We start from the raw sequence: 20616 nt of genomic DNA, 5'->3' as shown, positions 1-20616 counted from the left end.
TAGCACACCCATTTGATATCGCCCATAAGCGGAGCGTGTGCGGGTCGGCAGATACGGAGCGAGCGCGAGGGAGTGCGCGGGTCGTCAGCTGCGCTCGCCGTCGAAGCGGTAGAGGTCCATCGCCAGCATGCCCGCGTCGATCCCGGCATCGATGCGCTGCGCGCCCAACGCGCCCGTCCCTGCCGCCCCCATGGCGAAATGCAGCGGCTGCAGGTGCTCGTCCGTCGGATGTGCGCGCGCCGCGTAGGGGGCCTGGCGCCGGTAGTCGAGCAAGGCATCGACATCGCTGGCGGCCAGGCGCTGCTCTACCCAGTTGATGAAAGGACGCACGTAGGGCGCCTCCTTGCCATCCTGATACGTGCCGAAATCGTGCAGGTTGTGGGTGATGCTGCCCGAGCCGATGAGCAGCACCCCTTGGTCGCGCAACGGCGCCAAGGCACGGCCCAGTGCAAGCTGGTGCACAGGACCGCGCTGCGGTTGCAGCGAGATCGGCACGACCGGGATCGACGCGTCCGGGAACAGCAGGCGCAGCGGCACCCACGCCCCGTGGTCCAGCCCGCGACTCACGTCCAGCTGTGCGTCCAGGTGTGCATCCTGCAGCCTCTGCAGGACCTGCGCAGCCAGGACGGGGTCGCCGGGGGCTGGGTAGCGGATCCGGTACAGCGCCTCGGGGAAGCCACCAAAATCATGGATCGTCGGTGGCTGCGGATGCGCGCCGACGCGCGGCAGGTCGCTCAACCAGTGCGCACTGGCGATGACGATGGCGCGGGGCCGTGGCAGGTCGGCCGCCAGCTCCGCCAGGCGAAGGCCGACCTGGCCCGGCTGCAGCGCCGTCATCGGCGAACCGTGGGAGATGTACAGACTGGGCAGACGGCGCATGGCGCGGGCCTCGGGAAACCTGCGACCAGCGTAGGCCTCGCCGCCGACGCGATAAACAGGACCGACGAGCCGGTCCGTCCCAGCAGTGACCGCAATACTGCCCCATGGTCGGCGAGCGCAGCGGGCCGGTGGCGACAAGATTCCGCCGAGCGTGGCTCGGCACTACCAGAGGGGCCAGCATCCGTAGCGCCGACCCATGGTCGGCGAGCGCAGCGGGCCGGTCGCGGAAAGATTCCGCCGAGCGTGGCTCGGCGCTACCAGAGGGGCCAGCATCCGTAGCGCCGACCCATGGTCGGCGAGCGCAGCGGGCCCTTCGCGCCCCCTCCCCGGCGCTCTCAGGCCTCCACCGCATCCAGCTGCGCGATCACCGTCGCCAGCGGCGCCGGCCGCCCCAGCAGGTAGCCCTGCACCTGATCACAGCCGTGCGCGCCCAGCCACTGCAGCTGGCCCGGGGTTTCCACGCCCTCCGCAATGATCGTCAGGCCCATGCTGTGCCCCAGCGACAACAGCGCCCGACAGATCGACGCATTGCGCGGATTGGTTTCCACATCCGCCACGAAGCTGCGGTCGATCTTCAAAATATCCAGCGGCAGGTGCTGCAGGTAGGACATGCTCGAATACCCCGTACCGAAGTCATCCAGCGATACGCAGATGCCCTGCTCGTGCAGCCGCTGCATCGTCTGCATCGCCTGTGCAGGCTTGCGCATCAGGCTGCTCTCGGTGAGCTCCACCTGCAGCGCACCGCGACGCAGGCCGAACTCCTGCATGGCGCGCGCGAACTCACCCACCAGATCACTGTTGAAGAACTGCACCGCCGACACATTGACCGCAATCGGCAGGTCACCCCAGCCGGCATCCACCAGCTGCCGCTGCGCCTGCGCCGCCGCGCGGATCACCCAGCGCCCCAGCGCCAGGATCAGGCCAGTGTCTTCGCACAGCTGGATGAAGTCGCCCGGCGGAATGAAGCTGCCATCGGCCTGCGGCCAGCGAAGCAGCGCTTCCAGCGCGGCCGGCGTGCCATCGGCGGCATGACAGATCGGCTGGAAATAGAGCTCGAATTCGGCGTCGATCGCGTTGTGGATTCGCCCGGCCAGACGCAGCCGCTCGGCCAATCGCGCGGTCACGCTGGGGTCGAACCATGCCAGCGCGTCGCCCTCGGCGCGCGCACTGTGTGCCGCTTGTGCGGCCATGCCGATCACCTGCGTGGCCTGCAGCCCATCGCCCGCGATATGCACCGCCACACCTACGCTCGGCTCGAACTGATGCAGCGACTCCTTGCCACGCACGGGCTCCGATACGATCTGCACCAACGCGTCCAGCGCGCTCTGTGTTTCCTGCCCATCGCGGAAGGCGAACACGAAGTCCTCGCCCGGCTGGAAGGCCAGCCAGCCGTAACGCGCGCCCAGCCCACCCAGTCGCGTGGCCATCGCCTGCAACACCGCATCCCCGATATCACCCCCCAGCGCATCGGACACCAGCTGCAGTCCGCGCAGCTGGATGAAGGCGACGGTGTAGCCGCTGCCGCAGTCGTCCAGCGCAGCAGCCAGTGCGCGCGGATTGAGCAGGCCGGTCTGCGGATGGTGGCTGGCGTGGTAGGCAAGTTCGCGCTCGTAGGCCAGCCGCTCGCTCACGTCCTCGGCCAACACCAGGCACGCCGAACGGCCATCGAAATCCAGCCGCGACAGATGGGCGCGCACTTCGAAGACGCTGCCATCCTTGCGCTGGTGCAGCCGGATCTTGGCATCCTGTACTTCGCCGACGCGGGCATCGGCGATCGCGCCGCGGATCTCTTCCCATCCCGCGCGCGGGCGGATGTCGAGGATACTCATCCCGAGGAACTCTTCGCGGGTATAGCCATACTGGCTGATCGCCGCGCGGTTGACCTCCATGAAGCGCAGCGTGTCCGGGTCGAACACCCAGAACGGCGCGGGATTGCGGTCAAACAGCAGGCGGAACTGACGCTCCGCCTGTACCAGTCGCTCACGGGCCTGGTACCGCTCGCTGATGTCGGTCACCGCGCCGATCACGCGCCGCTGCCGGTCGGACATCGCCACGCGGCGTCCGCGCGCGCTCACCCAGCGTATCTCGCCGCCGGGCAGCACCAGGCGGAACACTTCATCCAATACCGCATCACCGGCAAACGCGCTGTCGAAGGCGGCCTGCAGGCGACCCGCATCCTCGCGATGCACGCGGGCGAAGAAATCCGAAACCGGCAGGGTGTCCACCGGCACGCCGAACAGCTCACGCGCCAGCGGCGACCAGTGCAGCTGGCAGGCATCCTCATCGACATACCAGGTGCATACGCGACCCACCTGATGCGCCAGCAGCAGCTCGGCATGGCCAGTGCGCAGCTCTTCGGCCAGCACCAGCTGGCGTCGGCTGGTACGACGCACCACCCACACCAAGGCACCCAGCAGCACCCAGTACAGCAGGAACATGGCCGATGCCGCGTACAGGTACGGCCACCAGGCAGACAGCACGTCGCGCCGTCCCAATCCCGCATACACCGCCAGCGGATACTGGTGCAGCGTGCTCATCGCCGAGATGCGGGTTGTCCCGTCGATGGCGCTGGTTTCCACGCCAAGCGAGTGCACCGCATCGGTGCCCAACGCGGACCGGTGCGGCAGGTCGAAGCGCTGCCCCACGATGTCGCCGCTCGCCGGCGCGCGGGCCAGTACGTGTCCTTCCACGTCGGTGATCGATACGACGCCTTGGCTACCGATATCCAGGCCGCTGATGATCCGTTGCAGTTCGCTGGTGTGCAGCCGCACCAGCAACCAGCGATCCTGCTCAAGCTGCAGCGCCAGCGGCAGCACCCAGTTCAGTCCATCGCGACGCTGCGGCGGACCCAGGTACAGATCGCTGCCGGAACCACGGCGCTGGCCGTCCACCCACAACGGCAGCTGCAGGTCACCGACTCCGCTGGTGATCGCGCGCCCGTGCTGGTCCACCACCACGATGCTGTCGAGCTCGGCATGGCGGTGCAGCACGCCGGCGATGTTCTGGTCCAGCAACTGAGGGGCCTGCGCCGGCACGCTGCGGAACAGCTGCGCCGCATCGGCCCCGATGCCATGCATCGCCCGTTCCAGATTGCGCATCTCCAGCCATAACAGGCGCTGGCTGCCCACCGCCAAGGTGCGGCTCTGGCGCTGCGCCACGTCTGTGCGACGCTGGAAATCGCTGGCCAGCATCGTGGCCAGGCCAGCGCCGAACAAAACGCCCAGCAGCGCGCCGCCCCACAGGAAGGCGCGCTGCGGGCGCAGCAAGGCGCGACTCAGTGCGGACATCGGTGCGAACGTTGCCAATGGTGGGCAGTTGCTCTCATGCGCAAAACGCTTCCTGTGATCCTGACCAGAGCGGCCGCGGATGCACTTTCTTGACCGCCCTGGTTGTTTCCCGGTGATGTCGCGCGCAGCGCGCCCAGCCCGGCCCCGGTTTGCAGCATGCATCAGGCAGATGACGACAGGAAGAGGAGCATCCCCCGTTCAGCCACATCCGGCACAGGCGCCGCCCTGCTGCGGCACGGTTGCCACTGCAACCAGCCCCGGTAGCAGGCAGTAGACTGGTATTTTTCCGCCGTTCGAGAATTCCATGCCCAGGTTGCGCCGCTCTCCCCTGCTGCTGGCCATCGCCGCCAGCCTGTCCCTGACCCTGTCGGCCTGCGGTGGCGATACCCCGGCCGATGCGCCACAGCCCCAGCAGCAGGCCGCCGCCGAGGCTCCCGTCAAGGCACAGCTGGGCAGCTTCGGTTTCGATGCATCGGGAATGGACCGCAGCGTGGCCGCGGGCGACAACTTCTTCGACTTCGCCAACGGCAGCTGGGTCAAGAACACCGAGATCCCGGCCGACCGCTCGCGGTTCGGCAGCTTCAACGTGATCGCTGACAAAACCCAGGCCGATACGCGCGCCATCCTGGAAGGCGCGGCGAACAATGCGCAGGCCACCGGCGAAGACAAGCTGATCGGTGATTACTACGCGGCCTACATGGACGAGGCCGGCATCGAACAGCGCGGACTGGCCCCGGTGCAGCCGCAGTTGCAGGCGATCGAGGCGCTCGCCGACAAGGCCGCGTTGGCCCGCGCACTCGGTGCCGATGTGCGCGCCGACGTGGACCTGCTCAACGCCACGAACTTCTACACCGACCGCTTGTTCGGGTTGTGGGTGTCGGTCGACCTGCTGCAGCCGGAGCGCACCGCGCCTTACCTCGTGCAGGGTGGGCTGGGCATGCCGGACCGTGATTTCTACCTGGGCGATGGCCGCATGGCGGCGTTGCGCAAGCAGTACCAGGACTACGTAGGCCAAGTGCTGAAGCTGGCCGGCGTCGCCGACCCCGCCGCGAAGGCGCAGCGCATCGTGGCGCTGGAAACCAAGATCGCCCAGGCCCACGTGAGCCAGGAAGAAACCAACGACGTCGCCAAGGGGGCCAACCCCTGGACCCGCGAAGACTTCAGCGCGAAGGCACCGGGCATGGACTGGGCCGCGTTCCTGGAGGCCTCCGGGCTGGGCCAGCAGCAGGATTTCATCGTCTGGCAGCCCAAGGCCGTCGCCGGCCTGTCGCGGCTGGTCGCCACCGAACCCCTCGAAGACTGGAAGGACTACCTGACCTTCCACGCCCTGGACCGGGCCGCGCCCTACCTGCCGAAGACCTTCGCCGATGCGCGCTTCGCCTTCCATGGCACCGCACTCAGTGGCACCCCGCAGCAGAGTGATCGCTGGAAGCGGGCGGTGGACGATGCCAACCACGCCGTGGGCGAAGCCATCGGCAAGCGCTACGTGGAAAAGCACTTCGACGCCAAGACCAAAGAACGCGCCGACGCGATGGCGAAGAACATCATCGCCGCCTTCGCCAAGCGCATCGATGGCCTGGAGTGGATGTCACCGCAGACCAAGGCCAGTGCCAAGGCCAAGGTTGCCGGACTCACCGTGGGCATGGGCTATCCGGAGACGTGGCGCGACTACAGCGGCCTGGAGGTGAAGCGGGATGATCCGTTGGGCAATGCGCAGCGCGCCGAACAGTTCGAGTACCAGCGCAATCTTTCCAAGCTGGGCAAGGCACCGGACCACGGCGAGTGGGCGATGCTGCCGCAGACCATCAACGCGATGAACGTGCCGCTTGAAAACCGCCTGGTGTTCCCGGCGGCGATCCTGCAGCCGCCCTTCTTCGATGGCGCCGCCGACGATGCCGTGAACTACGGCGCCATCGGTGCGGTGATCGGCCACGAGATCAGCCACGGGTTCGACAACGCGGGCGCGCTGTTCGATGACACCGGCCGCCTGCACAACTGGTGGACGCCGCAGGACCTGCAGAAGTTCAACGCAGCGGGCGACGCGCTGGCCGCGCAGTTCAGCAGCTACGAGCCCTTCCCCGGCGTGCACGTCAATGGCCGCCTGTCGCTGGGCGAGAACATCGCCGACGTGGCCGGTCTGGGCACCGCCTACGATGCTTACCTGCTCTCGCTGCAGGGCAAGCCGGGACAGACGCTGGAAGGCTTCACGCCCGATCAGCGCTTCTTCCTCGGCTTCGCCCAAGCGTGGCGCAGCAAGAGCCGCGAGCAGGCCCTGCGCAATTCGTTGTTGACCGACGTGCATGCACCGGGCCAGTTCCGCGCACTGACCGTACGCAACATCGACGCCTGGTATCCCGCATTCGACGTAAAGGAAGGCCAGAAGCTCTACCTGGCGCCCGACAAGCGCGTAAAGGTCTGGTAATCCCTGGTAGCGCCGAGCCATGCTCGGCGAATGGATAGCACCGAGCCGTGCTCGGCGAGCGCACCGGTGGGCCTTTACAGGCCCGCCGGCCACCGCTGCAAGTGCGCCACCTCGACACCCACCCGCGCACACGCCCGACTCGCCAATCCATCCGGAAGCGCACGCCGGAACAGCGGCGCCGCCCCCTGCAACAGCCGCATCGATGCCTGTGCCTGGACCCGCTGCCGCGTGCCGTGCTCCAGCAGTTCGCTTGCCCACTCCGGCAACAACGCCGCCCCCGCGCCCATGAACACATCCCGCGACAGTCCCGCCACCGGCACGGGCAACTTCACCGCAGACAGCACCTGCAACACCTCGCGCGCCCGTGCATCCAGGCGCAACTGCGGCCGCTGCATCGCAAAGAACGCATCCACTTCCGCTGCACTACGCGGCACATCCCTCGCGCCCAATGCTTCGGCGACACGCCGGAACTCATCGTAATAGCGATCAACCATCGCGTCGGGCATCGCCCGTCCATAGCGACGAAATCCCTGCAGGAAGCCATAGGCCTCGGTCACATGCACCCAGGTGAGCAACTGCGGGTCATCGGCGGCGTAGGGCACACCCTCCACGCTGCCGCGCACGCTTGAATGGATCCGGCGCACCCGGGCCACGAGCGTGTCGACTTCCGCCGTGGGGGCATAGGTCGTGCCCGCGACGAACGCCGTGGTCCGGCGCAGGCGCCCGACCAGGTCTTCGCGGAAGTTGGAGTGGTCGTACACCCCCGCCAGCGCACGCGGATGCAGCGCCTGCAGCATCAGGGCACAGAGCCCGCCGGCGAGCATCGACGGCAGTTCGGCATGGACCCGCCAAGTGACGCTGTCCGGCCCGAACCAGCCTGGGTCCCCGATCGGATGGTCGTAGTCGATCTCGCTCTGTCCCCGGGGAAAGGCATCCATCACCCAGCGGCGGATAGGCGCGGTCAGTGGCGAAAACAAAGAAGGCATGGGGGATCGGGGGACCTGGCAGTGGCGCAGCTTGCGCGATTTGGCCCCATTGTCGGCCAGTCGACGCCCCATGCCCTGTGAAAGCCGGACGCGGCCATGACCATGTGCGCGCGCAGCACGATTTGCAGTGCGACATCTTGTCGCAGGCCGTCAGATCGATGCTGCGGCGCACCAAGGGGTGTGTGCCTTTCCGTATTCATCCGCGTATGCGTCCGCGCCTTCGCATTCCCTTTATTGCGCGCCTCGCTGGAAGTGCTAGAACTGAACCCGCCTCACCGGTCAATGCATCGCCGCACGTTCCAACAGGGAGCCCGCCATGATTGCTTTGTTCAAAGGTCTAGGATTGTTGTTGCGCGACAACGAGCTGTACCACAGCCCGTTCGAAAAACAGGTTGCCCACTGGCGTGGTCTCAGCGAGCAGCAGATCCGCCAGGAGGTGGCCGTGCTGGCCCAGGCGAAAAGCCAATGGCTGATCGCCTCCATCGTCGGCTGGCAGGCCGCATCGCTGCTGATCCTCGGGCTGATCGCCAATTACCTCTGGCGGGATGATTTCCATATCACCTTCACCCGCGTCGTCATCATCATCGGCTCCTGGGTATCGATCCTGTTCGTGATCTGGTTCATGGCGAACATGTTCGACCAGCAAGCCGGGTTCGAACGCTGGATGAAAGCCTTCAACAGCCGCGCCCGCATCACCTCCAGCGCCGACAGCGTGGAATGCGTGGCCGACGCACTCGGAATGGCCGAACACTACCCGGAAGTGCTGGATTACAAGCAGTCCGTAACCGAGAAACGCGAACTGCGCCACGAGGACATCCGCATCATGTCCGAGATCGGCCGCATGAAGCAGCATACCGAACTGGTTGGCCGCCTGAACCACGTCGGCCAGACCACCAGCCACCGCGACCTCACCCTGCAACCCGCCTTCTGAACCCAAAAAAAGGGGACGGAGGGGATTAAGTCGTTTCTGGCCCCTACGGGTTGAAAGCGACTTAATCCCCTCCGTCCCCTTTTTGTTGTCATTGGCAGCGGGCGGCGGGGGTGGTGGCTACGCAGCTCTTGAATCCCGGCGGCAGGCTGGCGTGCTTCTGCCGTTGGCCGGCGCGGACGTCGAACTGCTGCAGGGCGCTGCGTTCGCAATGCTGTTGCCCATCGCAGGCCTCCTGGAATACCTGGTAGTAGCAGCGGCCGCTGTCACTGCTCACGCACTCGAACCACGCGCCGTCCGTACGCACGGACGTGCGGCTAAACAGCTGATCCATGCCGTGCGCGCTGATGCGGGTGATCGAGGTCGTGGTCACCTTGTCATGGCAGCCGAACAAGGACAGCAGGCAACTCATTATCGTAGTGAGAAAACGCATGGCATGGCCCTTCCCTAGTGGCCTGCCGCGGCTTACATGCCGCGGAACAGGCTCATGAACGGTTGACTGACGGTGAGTGTTTCGGGGCGTTCGCGCAGGCGCAGTACGCCCCGCCCGGTGTCGTCGCGGCTCACCGCGGCAACGGCTTTCATGTTGACGATGGTGGACCGGTGCACCTGGCGGAACTGCTGTGGATCCAACGCCGCCACCAGCTCCCGCAGTGGGGTGCGCAGCAGGCTCTCGCCGTCGGCGGTCACCACCGTGGTGTATTTGTTGTCTGCGCGGAAATACACCACGTCCTCCAGCATGATCAGCACCGTGTCACGTCCATTGCTTGCGGTAATCCATGCCAGTGGCGGTACGTCTGCACGCTCCGCTGGAGCCCCCAATCGCTGCAGCAGCCGCTCCAGCACGGCATCGTCGTGGCGTGCCGACGGCAGCCGCGACAGGATGCGCTCGCGCGTCGCCAGCAGGCGCTCATCGCTTACCGGCTTGAGCAGATAATCCATCGCGCCCTGTTCGAACGCATCGATGGCGTACTGGTCGTAGGCCGTAACGAACACCACCTGCGTGCGCGGGCTCAGTTCGGCCAGCGCGCGTGCCACCTGGATGCCGCTGATACCCGGCATGCGGATGTCCAGGAACGCGATGTCCGGTTGGCGTTCGGCCAGTTGCTCCAGTGCCGTGGCGCCGTCCTCGCACTCGGCGACGATGCGCAGCTCCGGCCACAACCGCTGCAACTGCTCCACCAAGGCGGCGCGCAGCAGCTCTTCGTCTTCGGCAATCAACGCGTCAAGCGGCATGAGCGGTGTCCTTCGGGGCCTGCGGCAACGTCATGGTGGCGGCGACGCCGCTGGGGAAATTGGTGACGATCGCTACACCGGCCTGCTCACCGCAGGTCAGGCGCAGGCGCTCGCGCAGGTTCTTCAGCCCGATGCCGGTGCCGCTGGTGCCATGGCCGAAGCCAAGCCCATCGTCGGCCACGGTCACCGTGACATGGTCATCGAAGGCGCGCGCGATGATCCAGATCGTGCCACCGCCCGGCTTGGGTTCCAGGCCGTGCTTGATCGCGTTCTCCACCAGCGTCTGCAGCGCCATCGCCGGCAGCCGGACGCCCTGCAACGCATCGGGCACCTGCACTTCAACGCCCAGCCGTGCGCCCATCCGGATACGCAGGATCTCCAGGTACGCACGGGTGCGCTCCAGCTCCACGCCCAAGGTGGACACCGACTCTTCCATGCTCGGCAGCGAGCTGCGCAGGTACTGGATCAGGTGGCCGATCATCTGGTCAGCACGCGCTGGATCGGTGCGGGTGAGCACCTGCGCATTGGCCAGCGAGTTGTACAGAAAGTGCGGTTCCACCTGCGCATGCAGCAGGTTCAAGCGCGCGACCGACAGTTCTTTCTCCACATGGGTCTGCTCGGCCGCCGCTTGTTCGTCGCGTCGCTGGTCGGCCACGCGGCCGCTGACGGCGCGGGTCAGCGCTTCGGCGTTCTCGAAGTTGCTGCCTTCGTCCAGCGCCAGCAGGTCGGCCCACCAGCCCGCGTCGGGCTCGAACAACAGGGTGACCGTGCTCGTTCCCTGCCCCGGCGTCACCGTGGCCAGCACGCTGTTGCGCTTGATCGCCAGACGCGCGGGCAGGTTCCAGCGAGAGGGCTGGCGACCATTCCACGGATCGACGCGCCGTACATAGGCACGCACCTGCAGGCTACCGGCTGAACTTTCGATATCCTCGACACGCGGCAACTCGGCGATGGCGCGCTCCAGCAGCAGGAAGGCCGGTCCGGCATCCAGGGGCAGTTCGATCTGCCGCCGCTGGCGGTTGGATAGCGTGCTCCCATCCAGCTTGCCGGTGATCAGCCACACCCGGCGCACGTGGGTGATCGCGCTGCCCAGTGCGGACAGCATCAGGAACATCGCAAGCAGGCCGAACACCCAGCCCGGGCCGTCTTCCATGCCGCTGAAGATGCCACTCCACACCATGCCCGCCACGACCAGCGCAGCGGCCCAGGCCAGCAGATGTCGGAAGATCAGGGAAACGCTGGCGAACACGGGAGTGCCTTTGGCGATGGGATGGGCTGAGCATAGTGCGCCGGCCCACCACCGCAAGCACCCGGCGACGAACGCCGGGAATCAGGCGACGAATCCCGCCTTGGCAGCGACGGCCGCTGGCCGTCAGCCAGCGGCGCCGTTGGTCAACCACGCCGAGCATGGCCCGGCGCTACCCAGCCGCTGCCTCAGCGGCGCTGCGCGGCACTCTGGTCACGGACCGTGCGGAACGCTTCGGCGGCGTCCCAGTTCGGCCAGTCGCGTGAGTTGGCCAGTTCGTTCCCCAGCGTGTACAGCACCTCCAGGTCACGTGCGGCCCCGGCGAACTTCCAGTCCGGCTGCCATTCGTCACCCTGCTGGTGGTAGCGCTTGGCGGTGTAATCGTCGGACGCCTTCTTGCCCGCCGCGACGCCACCGTCCACCCAGTCCTGCCCCGCCGACCACGAAAGCGCCGGCACGCCGCGCTTGGCGAAAGGGAAATGATCCGAGCGGAAGAAAAGGCCGGCTTCCGGCTTCGGGTCCGGGGTGTAGCGGATGTCCCAGCGCTGGGCCACGCCCTTCAACTGGTCCAGCAGCTCGAAGCGCGCCGAACCGTAAATGCCGAAGTCACGCGACGGACTGAAGGGCGCTATGCCATCCATGTTGATCACCGCCACGGTCTTTTCCAGCGGATACAGCGGATGGGTGGCGTAGTACTCCGAGCCCAGCAACCCCTTCTCTTCGGCTGTCACCGCCAGGAACAAGACCGAACGTTCCGGCTTGGGGGCCTTGGCGTAGCCACGCGCCAGCTCGATCAAGGCGGCGGTGCCGCTGGCGTTGTCCAGTGCGCCGTTGAAGATCCGGTCACCGCGGGCATCGGGCTCGCCCACGCCGATATGGTCCCAGTGCGCGCTGTACACCACGGTTTCATCCGGGTGCTTGCTGCCTTCCAGGCGCGCCGCCACGTTGTGCGAGGTGATCACTTCGGTCTTCACCGCGTAATTCGCATCCAGGCTGGCACCGGTCAGCGGCACGGCGGTGAAGTCGCGCTGCTGCGCCTGCTTCTTCAACGCCTCGAAATCCAGTCCCGCCGAGCGGAACAGGTCCACCGCAAGATCACGCTGGATCCAGCCTTCCAGCAGCGGATGGCTGCCGGCCGGATCGTCACGCACCACGTCGAACATCGTGTTGGTGTTGGAGCCAGCCACGGTGGCCCAGCCGTACGACGCCGGTGCGGTCTCGTGCACGATCAGCACGCCGAGCGCACCCTGCCGGGCAGCCTCTTCGTACTTGTAGGTCCAGCGACCGTAGTACGTCATGCCCTTGCCATCGAAGTCACCCTGGCCGGTCTCGAAGTCCGGGTCGTTGATCAGTACGACGGCGATCTTGCCCTTCAGGTCCACGCCCTTGAAATCGTCCCAGTTCTTCTCCGGCGCCTTCACGCCGTAGCCCAGGAACACCAGCGGCGCCTTGCTGATGGCGACCTTGTCGGCACCATTCATGGCCGCACGCACCGCGATCTGCTTTCCCTGCTCCAGCGGAAGCGTCTTCTGGCCCTGATGCAACGCCAACTGCGGCGTGCCCACGATGTCTCCCTTCAGCAACGGCACCGCCTGGGTCCACAAGCGCTTGCCGTCCTGCAGATCACCGCCCGGCTGCAAGCCCGCCGCAGCGAACTGCTTGCTGAGGAAATCAATCGTCTTGGTCTCCCCGGCAGTGGCCGGCGAACGACCCTCGTAGGCATCCGATGCCAGCTCGCGGACATCAGCAGAGATCCGCGCGCCATCGAACTTCGGCGTCGCCGCCATCAACGCACCTGACACCGACAGGGCCAGCACAGTCATCACTACACGCTTCATTGCTCTCTCCAGCAGGGATTGCGACAAGCCCCCGAGTGTAGCCGCTTAAAAAACGGGGCGGAGGGGAAGCGGGGGTGGTAGAGCCGACTTCAGTCGGCTGCATTGCTGGTGCAGCCGACTGAAGTCGGCTCTACCTCACCCCGCCAGTAGTGCAGCCGACTGAAGTCGGCTCTACCCCCCCGCCCCCGCTTTTCCAAGCAGCAGGATCCGTTCGCGCTCGTTGCCGGTCAGCGAAGCGGCATGGGTGAAGGCTGCGCGTGCGTCGTCGCTCCTGCCCAGTCGTGACAACACTTCCCCGCGCACCACCCACAACGGCGCGTACTGCTGCAGGCGAGGTTCGTCCAGAAGGGGGTGCAGCAGACCCCACGCGGCCAAGGGACCGTCTGCGCGCAAAATCGCGACCACCCGGTTCAGGGCGATCACCGGCGACGGCTGGACCTGCAGCAGCCGGGTGTACAGCGTGGCGATCCCGGCCCAATCGGTGTCCTCAGGCGTCAGCGCGCGGGCATGGCACGCCGCGATTCCCGCCTGCAGCACGTACGGGTCTTCCTGGCCCCTCAGCGAATGCGCCTGCTGCAGCGATGCCAGGCCCCGCGCAATCTGCAGCCGATCCCAGCGCGACCGGTCCTGCTCGAGCAGGACCGGCGCGCCAGCGCCATCGGAACGTGCCGCGCTGCGCGATGCCTGCAGTTCCATCAACGCCAGCAACCCGTGGATCGACGCATGGCCAGGCATCCGCTGCGCCAGGATCCGCGCCAGCCGCAGCGCTTCCTCGCACAGGGCCGGGCGCATCCAATCCTCGCCGTAACTGGCAGCGTAGCCTTCATTGAACACCAGGTAGATCACCTCCAGCACCGCCCCCACCCGCGCAGGCAGGTCGGCCGCGCGCGGCACGTCGAAGGGCACCTGGTGCTGCGCGAGTGTGCGCTTCGCCCGCACGATGCGCTGCGCAATCGTCGGTTCGGGCAGCAGGAACGCACGCGCGATTTCCTGCGTGGTCAGTCCACCCAGCAGGCGCAGCGTCAAGGCGATCCGCGCGTCCGCGGGCAACTGCGGGTGGCAGGCGACGAACATCAGCCGCAGCAGGTCATCGCCGATGTCATCGACCAGGGCCTCACTGTCATCCGGCGCCACCGGGCTCGCCGGATGCAGCACCTCCCCCCAGCGCGCGTGCTGCTCGGCCACGCGTTGATGCTGACGCAGCACATCGATGGCACGGTTGCGCGTCGCGGTCATCAGCCAGGCTCCAGGGTTATCCGGCATGCCCTCCACTGGCCAGCGCTCAAAGGCCACCAGCCAGACATCCTGCACCAGCTCCTCGGCACGGCCGATGTCACCGCCGAGCAGCCGCGCGCAGCGGGCGATCAGCAGGGGCGATTCCATGCGCCACAGGGTTTCCAGCCGTTGCTGCATCCCCGTCATGCCGCGTGCGGTGTCTTCATGCAATTGACCATCCACGGTTTGCCGTAGCGGTCGTGCAGCATGCCCCAGCGGTGCGCCCAGAAGGTCTCCGCCAAGGGCATGTGGACGGTGCCGCCTGCGGCCAGTGCAGCGAAGACCCGCTCGGCTTCCTCGATGGAGGTCACCTCCACGTTGATGGTGGTGCCCCCCGCATTTCCCGCGCCGGGCCCGTCCGCCGCCATCAGGGTCGCGCCGCCGACGTCGAGTTGCGCGTGGGCGACGCGGTCCAGGGTGTCCACCGGCATCTCGTTGCAGCCCGGGCCGTCGGAGGGCGGCATATCGCGGTAGGTCATCTCGGACGTCACCACGCCACCCAGCGCGTGCGCATAGAACGCCATCGCGTCGTGTGCCTGGCCGTTGAAATCAAGGAACGGAATCAGTTTCATGTGGATTCTCCGGCGTTTCAACGGTTGGCAGACACGTCGCGCAGATGCTGCTCCTGCGCGCGCAGCTCGGGGGTGAAGGCTTCACCGAAGTCCTCTTCGCTCATCACCGGGCGCAGCTCCAATTCATCCCCTTCGACAAACGGCGCACGCCGCGCCCATTCCAGCGCTTCGTCCATCGACCGCACCTGCCACAGCCAGAAGCCCGCGACCAGGCCATGCGGATTGGCAAACGGCCCCGCCTGCACCTGCGGCGCTGCCCCGTCGAAGCGCAGCCGGTGTCCCCGCGCACTGGCATGCAGCCCCTCGCCCGCCAGCAGTACGCCGGCCTTGACCAGCGCATCGTTGAACGTCCCCATTGCTTCCAGCGCAGCGTGGCTGGGCATCTCGCCCGCCTCGATCCGGGGGTTGGATTTCACCAGGACCATCACCTTCATGACCGTGCTCCGCGCGTGGCACCGGTTCTGCCGGGCCTTCATCATGACGACGAACCAGAGCGCGTGGAATCGACACGCCCGGCGCAGATTCCTTGACTCAACGCCCCGGCACCCTGCGGCGTCGCAACATGGGAAGGCCCGGATCGGGTCCATCATGGGCGCCTGGCCGCCCTGGACTTCGCCCATGCCGCAGTACGCGCTTCTGATCTACATCGAGCCTGCCCTGCTGCAGGCACTGCCCAGCACCGAGTTCGACGCATTGATGCGCGACTGCCTGCAGCACGCGGACGCGCTGCAGGCACAGGGCACCTTGTTGGCCTCGCAGAAACTGCAACCGGTGGAAGAAGCCAGAACACTGCGCATCCGCGGCACGCAGCAGCGCATCGTCGATGGACCGTTCGCCGAAACCCACGAATTGCTGGCGGGCTTCAACCTGATCCAGGCCCCCGACGCGGATGCCGCGATGCGCATCGCGCAGGGGTTCCCGTGGGCACGGTTCGGCAGCATCGAAGTACGCCCGCTGCAGGATCTGGACGTCGAGCGCGAGCGCGTCGGCGCAGGGTAGAGCCGACTTCAGTCGGCTGCATTTCGGGCGCAACGAGGTAGAGCCGACTTCAGTCGGCTGCATTTCGCGCACCGAGGTAGAGCCGACTTCAGTCGGCTGCATTTGAGGTGCAGCCGACTGAAGTCGGCTCTACCTCACTCTGCCAGCAGCGCAGCCGACTGAAGTCGGCTCTACCACCCCCGCCGCGCGCCGGTTCTACAACACCACCACGCGCAGGTCGCTTGGGCCCACTGCTGCGTTGCCGCTGTGGTCGCGGGCATGCGCGCGGATCACGTACTCGCCCGGCGGCAGGCCGTCGGGTCGCCAGCGCCCCTGCTGCATCAGCCCGTCGCGCACGGTGTTGCTGGCCAGGTAGCGGAAGCGGGTGACGGCGCTGCCGTGTACGGTGACGCCGCTGTCCGGTGCATACGCCACGCGAACCGCCGCCTGCTGCGGCGGCATGCGATTGAACACGATGTTCCAGCGCGGTTGCTCATACCCGGCCAGCGCTACGCCCGCGGCATCCAGCACCTGGTACCCCACCGCATACAGCCCCAGACGACGGCGCGGCAGGTTGCCATCCACCTGGTCCCAGGCCTCCACCACGATCTGCACACCACGCCCACCGCGCGGTACCGGCACGCGTCCCTGCGCGTCGCGCTGCAGCGGCTGGTCCGCATCATCCAGCAGCGCCACATCGGTGATGCGCGGCGGCACGCGATCGACGAAGCCGGTAAAACCCAACAGGGCCGCGTTGCGCTCGAAGCCGCTGCTGCCGACGCTCAGGTGCACGTGGGCCTGGCTGTTGATGCTGCCCAGCCGGTCCCCGGCGTGGATGCGCGTGCCACGCCGCAGCCGTATCCGCTCCAGCGTGCCCTCGCTGTCGAACAGCTGCTGCCAGCGCTCGTCGAACGGCTGGCCGCGCGGATCGCGCCCCACCCGCATGTGCAGGTAACGCAGCGTGCCCACGGCCAGTCCCTCCGCCTGCCCGCCCACCGACCAGCTCGCCAGCGGCGTATCGATCTTGCCATCGGCGATCGCCAGCACGGTCTGGCCCACGTCACCGCGCACGTCGAATCCATCATGCAGGTGGTGCCGGCTTTCGCCGCGGAAATTGCCGCGCACCTCGCCCAGCGTGCCCACCACTTCATGCCAGCCGTCCTGCGGCGCCAGCGGCCAGCGCCCTTCGCTGCGCGGCAGCGGCGCGTCCACCGCCGGGCCGACCAACGCCGGCGCAAGCGCTTCACCGGGGGCCAGCGGCACGATGCGGTGCAGCCGCCCGGCAGCCGCATCGGCCACGCGCAGGCTGCCATCGGCGGCGACCGCCACGCCACTGGGCCGGGCCAGCCGCGTTACCGCCCCGGTCCCCACCAACGCGATCTGGTGGCCCGCAGGCGATACCTGGACGATGCGGCCGGCACGGTCGCCGACATACAGCACATCGTCGTGCGTGCGTGCCAGGCCGAGCGGCCCGTTCATCACGCTGCCGGCGCCCACCACGGTGTCGACCTGCCCGTCCATGCGGACCCGACGGATCGCGTTGTTATAGAAATCAGCCACCAGCAACGCACCGTGCCCGTCCCATTCAAGCGCCACCGGCGTGTCGAAGCGGGACGCCCCCGCAAAACCGTCCACGTGCGCGGGGCCGGCATCACCGGCCAGCGTGCGCACGTTGCCGTCGACACCGATGACCCGGATGCGGTCGTTCCAGGTATCGGCGACATAGACATTGCCGGCGGCGTCCACGGCCACGCCCATCGGCGCATCGAAGCGCGCCTGTGCGGCCGGGCCATCGGCAAAGCCCCGGACACCGCCAGCCAACGTGCTGACCTGGCCGTCCAGACCGATCCTGCGGATCGCATGGTTGCCGGTGTCGGCGACATAGACCACGCCGGCCGCATCCCGTGCCAATGCTGACGGGGTATGGAAGCGTGCCTGGTGTGCGGGCCCGTCGACGAAGCCCTCGCTGCTGCCGGCCACGGTTTCGACGATGCCGTCCGCACGCAGCCGCCGGATGCGATTGCTGTCACCGGCATCGGCCACCAGCACGCTGCCGTCATCCAAGGCCAGCAGCGCGTACGGGTCGGAGAACCGCGCCTGCGCCGCCGCGCCATCGCGGTCACCCGGCACCCCCTCACCGGCCAGCGTTTCTATCTGCGCCGTCCAGCCCAGCGGGGTGGCGGCCGGCCCGACCGGCACGGGCACCGCAGACTCCCGCGGCAGGAAGGTCGCAGCCACGGCGACGGCCGTCAACGCGGCCATGCCCAACATCCATCGCATCCGTGCCATCGGCGTCCTTCGTCATGTGCAACGGGCGACGATACCGGCTGCCCACGCACACGCCAAGACGACCGCGCAGCGTCAGCGCGCGGGCACCTCGGTCCGGATGCCCATCGCCTCGCGATAGCGCGCGTACAACGCCATCACCTTGTCCACGTAGGCCAATGTCTCGGCGTACGGCGGCACACCCTTGTAGCGCGTCACCGCCCCGATGCCCGCGTTGTAGGCCGCCGCGGCCAGCACCCGATCACCGTTGTAGCGGCGCAGCAGCGCGCGCATGTGGCGGGCACCGCCGTCGATGGACTGCGCCGCCGACAGCGGATCCACCACGCCGTAGTCGCGCGCCGTCTCGGGCATCAGCTGCATCACCCCTTGGGCGCCCTTCGGCGACACCGCAGCCGCATCGAAATTGCTCTCCGCATGGGCGATGGCGCGCAACCACGCATCGTCCACGCCGGTCGCCTTCGCGGCGGCCTTGAACTGGCGCGCATGCGGGGCCAACTGCGCGGCACCCACGCGCCCCAGTCCCTCGTGCGCCGGCTCGCCCGGCGGCGTGGCCACGGTGAATTTCAGATACACCGTCGATCCGGGCAGGTTGCGGGTGGAATACACCAGGCGCCCGTCCTGCTCGCGCTCGTACAACGTGCCACTGAACACCCCCATGTTGCCCCACAGGTTCGGTGCCTGGACGGCGCTGTCATCGATCTCTTTGGGCGTGCAGCGCGATCCCGGTTCTGGCGCGGTGGCCATGCTGACCGTGTTGCCCTGCACGCAGCGGTACACGGTGCGGGCCTGCACCGACCCACTGGCCAGGCAGAGCAGCACGATGCACAGCAGGAAAGGCAAGGGCATCGCGGGTCACAAGGCGGGGGGCGGGCCGCGATGGTCAGCCTGCCACCGCGAACCGGCAGTGAAAGCGGCGCATGTCGCCTTCAACCCCTTGCTGCTGCGGGGGCGGATGCGCCGCCTGCAGGGAAACGGACCTCGGTCTGCGCAGATCACCGGTGGCCCGTTCATTCCGTTACGCTTGCCGACAAGGCGGCCTGCGCGCGGGCCCGGCCGAGTTCTTCGACCTCCGTCACCGGCCTCCCATGACCCGCACCCGCACCCTGCTCATCATGACCGCAGTGGCCGCCCTGGCCGCCGTCGTGCCCGTGGCCCTGATGACCTGGTTGAGCTGGCAGCAGGCGGTGACGCTGGCGCAGGATGACCTGCAGGAGACCGCACAGCGCACGCTGCAGCGCGCCGAGCGCTCCTATGCGCAGGCGTTGTCGGCATTGCAGTCGATGCAGGCCGATGACCTGGTCCCGTGCAGCCCTGCACACATTCATCGCATGCAATCCAAGGTGGTGACCACGTCATCGGTGGACCAGATCGGCTACTTCGTCGACGGGCGCATGCGCTGCACCTCCTGGGGGCCATCTGACGGCAGCATCGCTTGGGGCACGCCGGACCACACCACCGCCGATGGCGCCGCGCTGCAGCTGGACGTGCAGCCGCGTGCCGCCTACGGACGCCGGATGCTGTCACTGCGGCTGGGCCAGTACGACGCCCTGATGGATCCGGGTCACTTCGTCGACCTCGTCGCCGCGCAGGACCTGCGCCTGGCCATCGCCACCCCGGATGGCCGCTTGATCGCGCAGCAGTCACTGGCGCGCCACGACCTGCTGGAGTCGCTGCTGCGCGATCCCCGCAGCGGCATGGACGACCGTGATCTGTTCGCCACCGCGCGCAGCGAAGAATGGCTGGCGATCGTCGTGGCCCCACGCGGCCGCCTGCGTGACATTTTCGTCGGCCAGTTCTGGCGTTTCTTCCCGCTGGGGATCCTGCTCGCGGCGGGGTGTGCCGGGGGCGCATTGTGGCTGTCTCGCCGCCGTCTTTCGCTGCATGGCGGGCTGGTGCAGGGGCTGCGCCGCAACGAACTCTATGTGGTGTATCAACCGATCATCGAACTGGAGACCGGCATCTGCGTGGGCGCCGAAGCCCTGATCCGCTGGCGCCGTGCCGACGGCACCGAGGTGCGCCCGGATCTGTTCATTCCGCTGGCCGAAGAAAGCGGACTGGTCGAAGCGATCACCGACATGGTGATCGAACGCGTGATCGCGGACATGCAGCACTTGCTGGTGGGTGATCGCAGCGCGCACATCGCCATCAACCTCGCACCGGAGGACATGATCAGCGGGCGCGCGTTGAAGGTGATCGCCAGCAAGCTGGCCGGCACCGGCATCGCCAACCAGCAGATCTGGCTGGAAGCCACCGAGCGCGGCTTCATGGACATCGAGCGCGCACGTGCAGTGATCACCGCCGCCCGCCATGCCGGCCATGCGGTGGCCATTGATGATTTCGGGGTGGGCTATTCCAACCTGCAGTACCTGCAGCAGTTGCCGCTGGATGCGTTGAAGATCGACAAGTCGTTCATCGATGCGATCGGCACCGAGAGCGCGACCAGTCCGGTCACCGGCCACATCATCGACATGGCCAAGACGCTCGGCCTGTTCGTGGTGGCCGAGGGTGTGGAAACCGAAGCGCAACTGGCCTACCTGCACAGCCGCAAGGTGGAGTTCGGGCAGGGTTGGCTGTTCTCCAAGGCGCTCAAGCGCGACGATTTCATCGCCTTCCACGAACACCGCCGCGCGTTGTACGGCGCAGCCCGCGAAAACATGCAGAACGCGCAGCGGTAATACCGCGA

Annotated in this window: 16 protein-coding genes; 4 read left to right on the top strand and 12 right to left on the bottom strand. The window is 67.3% G+C overall.

The genetic code is table 11. The features are described from left to right. Nucleotides 1-84: 84 nt before the first annotated feature. Both IFT58_RS15955 and IFT58_RS15950 read right to left on the bottom strand, forming a co-directional pair. A complete protein-coding gene (locus IFT58_RS15955; protein WP_192096068.1) occupies nucleotides 85-879 on the bottom strand; it encodes a class III extradiol ring-cleavage dioxygenase in 795 nt (264 codons plus the stop codon). Between the two features lie 335 nt (nucleotides 880-1214). Further along, nucleotides 1215-4166, bottom strand: coding sequence for an EAL domain-containing protein (locus tag IFT58_RS15950; RefSeq protein WP_192096066.1), 2952 nt, complete (start codon nucleotides 4164-4166; stop codon nucleotides 1215-1217). 304 nt (nucleotides 4167-4470) lie between these two features. Between IFT58_RS15950 and IFT58_RS15945 the strand changes: the two genes are divergently transcribed. After that, nucleotides 4471-6588 (top strand): M13 family metallopeptidase, encoded by a 2118-nt coding sequence (locus IFT58_RS15945; RefSeq protein ID WP_192096064.1) that lies wholly within the window; start codon nucleotides 4471-4473, stop codon nucleotides 6586-6588. A gap of 74 nt (nucleotides 6589-6662) precedes the next feature. Here the strand turns inward: IFT58_RS15945 and IFT58_RS15940 are convergent, their stop codons facing one another. Further along, nucleotides 6663-7574 carry an oxygenase MpaB family protein gene (locus IFT58_RS15940; protein WP_192096062.1) on the bottom strand — a complete coding sequence of 304 codons (912 nt, stop codon included), beginning with the start codon at nucleotides 7572-7574 and terminating at the stop codon, nucleotides 6663-6665. A gap of 316 nt (nucleotides 7575-7890) precedes the next feature. Here IFT58_RS15940 and IFT58_RS15935 point away from each other — a divergent pair, with 316 nt between their 5' ends. Next, nucleotides 7891-8505, top strand: a complete 615-nt coding sequence (locus tag IFT58_RS15935; protein ID WP_188325928.1) for a hypothetical protein — start codon at nucleotides 7891-7893, stop codon at nucleotides 8503-8505. An 88-nt stretch (nucleotides 8506-8593) separates the two neighbouring features. On the opposite strand, the gene IFT58_RS15930 is transcribed toward IFT58_RS15935, so the two are convergent. The 7 genes from IFT58_RS15930 to IFT58_RS15900 form a co-directional block, all read right to left on the bottom strand. Next, nucleotides 8594-8914: a hypothetical protein gene (locus IFT58_RS15930; RefSeq protein WP_192096060.1), complete on the bottom strand. Its 321-nt coding sequence runs from the start codon at nucleotides 8912-8914 to the stop codon at nucleotides 8594-8596. 53 nt (nucleotides 8915-8967) lie between these two features. Further along, on the bottom strand, nucleotides 8968-9738 hold the full coding sequence (locus IFT58_RS15925; RefSeq protein ID WP_192096058.1) for a LytTR family DNA-binding domain-containing protein: 771 nt from the start codon (nucleotides 9736-9738) through the stop codon (nucleotides 8968-8970). Next, a complete protein-coding gene (locus tag IFT58_RS15920) occupies nucleotides 9728-10987 on the bottom strand; it encodes a histidine kinase (RefSeq protein WP_192096056.1) in 1260 nt (419 codons plus the stop codon). Before IFT58_RS15920 ends, IFT58_RS15925 begins: the two co-directional genes overlap by 11 nt. 185 nt (nucleotides 10988-11172) lie before the next feature. Beyond that, a complete protein-coding gene (locus IFT58_RS15915; protein WP_192096054.1) occupies nucleotides 11173-12822 on the bottom strand; it encodes a M28 family metallopeptidase in 1650 nt (549 codons plus the stop codon). 171 nt (nucleotides 12823-12993) lie between these two features. Further along, nucleotides 12994-14244, bottom strand: a complete 1251-nt coding sequence (locus IFT58_RS15910; RefSeq protein WP_192096052.1) for a sigma-70 family RNA polymerase sigma factor — start codon at nucleotides 14242-14244, stop codon at nucleotides 12994-12996. Then, nucleotides 14241-14669 carry a VOC family protein gene (locus tag IFT58_RS15905; protein WP_192096050.1) on the bottom strand — a complete coding sequence of 143 codons (429 nt, stop codon included), beginning with the start codon at nucleotides 14667-14669 and terminating at the stop codon, nucleotides 14241-14243. Before IFT58_RS15905 ends, IFT58_RS15910 begins: the two co-directional genes overlap by 4 nt. A gap of 17 nt (nucleotides 14670-14686) precedes the next feature. Continuing rightward, the gene (locus IFT58_RS15900) at nucleotides 14687-15103 is read right to left on the bottom strand and encodes a YciI family protein (protein ID WP_192096048.1); all 417 of its coding nucleotides are present in this window, start codon (nucleotides 15101-15103) and stop codon (nucleotides 14687-14689) included. Between the two features lie 184 nt (nucleotides 15104-15287). On the opposite strand from IFT58_RS15900, the gene IFT58_RS15895 reads away from it, so the two are divergent. Further along, on the top strand, nucleotides 15288-15668 hold the full coding sequence (locus IFT58_RS15895) for a YciI family protein (protein WP_192096046.1): 381 nt from the start codon (nucleotides 15288-15290) through the stop codon (nucleotides 15666-15668). Between the two features lie 195 nt (nucleotides 15669-15863). On the opposite strand, the gene IFT58_RS15890 is transcribed toward IFT58_RS15895, so the two are convergent. Both IFT58_RS15890 and IFT58_RS15885 read right to left on the bottom strand, forming a co-directional pair. Then, complete coding sequence (locus tag IFT58_RS15890) at nucleotides 15864-17936, bottom strand: gluconolaconase (RefSeq protein ID WP_192096044.1); 2073 nt, start codon at nucleotides 17934-17936, stop codon at nucleotides 15864-15866. A 72-nt stretch (nucleotides 17937-18008) separates the two neighbouring features. Continuing rightward, nucleotides 18009-18779, bottom strand: coding sequence for a lytic transglycosylase domain-containing protein (locus IFT58_RS15885; protein WP_192096042.1), 771 nt, complete (start codon nucleotides 18777-18779; stop codon nucleotides 18009-18011). Nucleotides 18780-19018: 239 nt separating this feature from the next. Here IFT58_RS15885 and IFT58_RS15880 point away from each other — a divergent pair, with 239 nt between their 5' ends. Further along, nucleotides 19019-20608 (top strand): EAL domain-containing protein, encoded by a 1590-nt coding sequence (locus IFT58_RS15880; RefSeq protein WP_192096040.1) that lies wholly within the window; start codon nucleotides 19019-19021, stop codon nucleotides 20606-20608. The last annotated feature ends 8 nt before the right edge of the window (nucleotides 20609-20616 follow it).

The sequence above is a fragment of the Stenotrophomonas sp. CFBP 13718 genome, assembly GCF_014842145.1.
Classification (GTDB): Bacteria; Pseudomonadota; Gammaproteobacteria; order Xanthomonadales; family Xanthomonadaceae; genus Stenotrophomonas.
Note: the sequence above shows the minus strand (reverse complement) of the source record. Positions and strands in the feature narration are given on the sequence as shown.

What these genes read in the sequence shown, in the direction of transcription:
- IFT58_RS15925 (WP_192096058.1), bottom strand. Translation starts at nt 9,738, where the DNA reads ATGCCGCTTGACGCGTTGATTGCCGAAGACGAAGAGCTGCTGCGCGCC.
- IFT58_RS15895 (WP_192096046.1), top strand. Translation starts at nt 15,288, where the DNA reads ATGCCGCAGTACGCGCTTCTGATCTACATCGAGCCTGCCCTGCTGCAG.
- IFT58_RS15930 (WP_192096060.1), bottom strand. Translation starts at nt 8,914, where the DNA reads ATGAGTTGCCTGCTGTCCTTGTTCGGCTGCCATGACAAGGTGACCACG.
- IFT58_RS15900 (WP_192096048.1), bottom strand. Translation starts at nt 15,103, where the DNA reads ATGAAGGTGATGGTCCTGGTGAAATCCAACCCCCGGATCGAGGCGGGC.
- IFT58_RS15885 (WP_192096042.1), bottom strand. Translation starts at nt 18,779, where the DNA reads ATGCCCTTGCCTTTCCTGCTGTGCATCGTGCTGCTCTGCCTGGCCAGT.
- IFT58_RS15890 (WP_192096044.1), bottom strand. Translation starts at nt 17,936, where the DNA reads ATGGCACGGATGCGATGGATGTTGGGCATGGCCGCGTTGACGGCCGTC.
- IFT58_RS15910 (WP_192096052.1), bottom strand. Translation starts at nt 14,244, where the DNA reads ATGACGGGGATGCAGCAACGGCTGGAAACCCTGTGGCGCATGGAATCG.
- IFT58_RS15940 (WP_192096062.1), bottom strand. Translation starts at nt 7,574, where the DNA reads ATGCCTTCTTTGTTTTCGCCACTGACCGCGCCTATCCGCCGCTGGGTG.
- IFT58_RS15955 (WP_192096068.1), bottom strand. Translation starts at nt 879, where the DNA reads ATGCGCCGTCTGCCCAGTCTGTACATCTCCCACGGTTCGCCGATGACG.
- IFT58_RS15880 (WP_192096040.1), top strand. Translation starts at nt 19,019, where the DNA reads ATGACCCGCACCCGCACCCTGCTCATCATGACCGCAGTGGCCGCCCTG.
- IFT58_RS15905 (WP_192096050.1), bottom strand. Translation starts at nt 14,669, where the DNA reads ATGAAACTGATTCCGTTCCTTGATTTCAACGGCCAGGCACACGACGCG.
- IFT58_RS15915 (WP_192096054.1), bottom strand. Translation starts at nt 12,822, where the DNA reads ATGAAGCGTGTAGTGATGACTGTGCTGGCCCTGTCGGTGTCAGGTGCG.
- IFT58_RS15945 (WP_192096064.1), top strand. Translation starts at nt 4,471, where the DNA reads ATGCCCAGGTTGCGCCGCTCTCCCCTGCTGCTGGCCATCGCCGCCAGC.
- IFT58_RS15950 (WP_192096066.1), bottom strand. Translation starts at nt 4,166, where the DNA reads ATGTCCGCACTGAGTCGCGCCTTGCTGCGCCCGCAGCGCGCCTTCCTG.
- IFT58_RS15935 (WP_188325928.1), top strand. Translation starts at nt 7,891, where the DNA reads ATGATTGCTTTGTTCAAAGGTCTAGGATTGTTGTTGCGCGACAACGAG.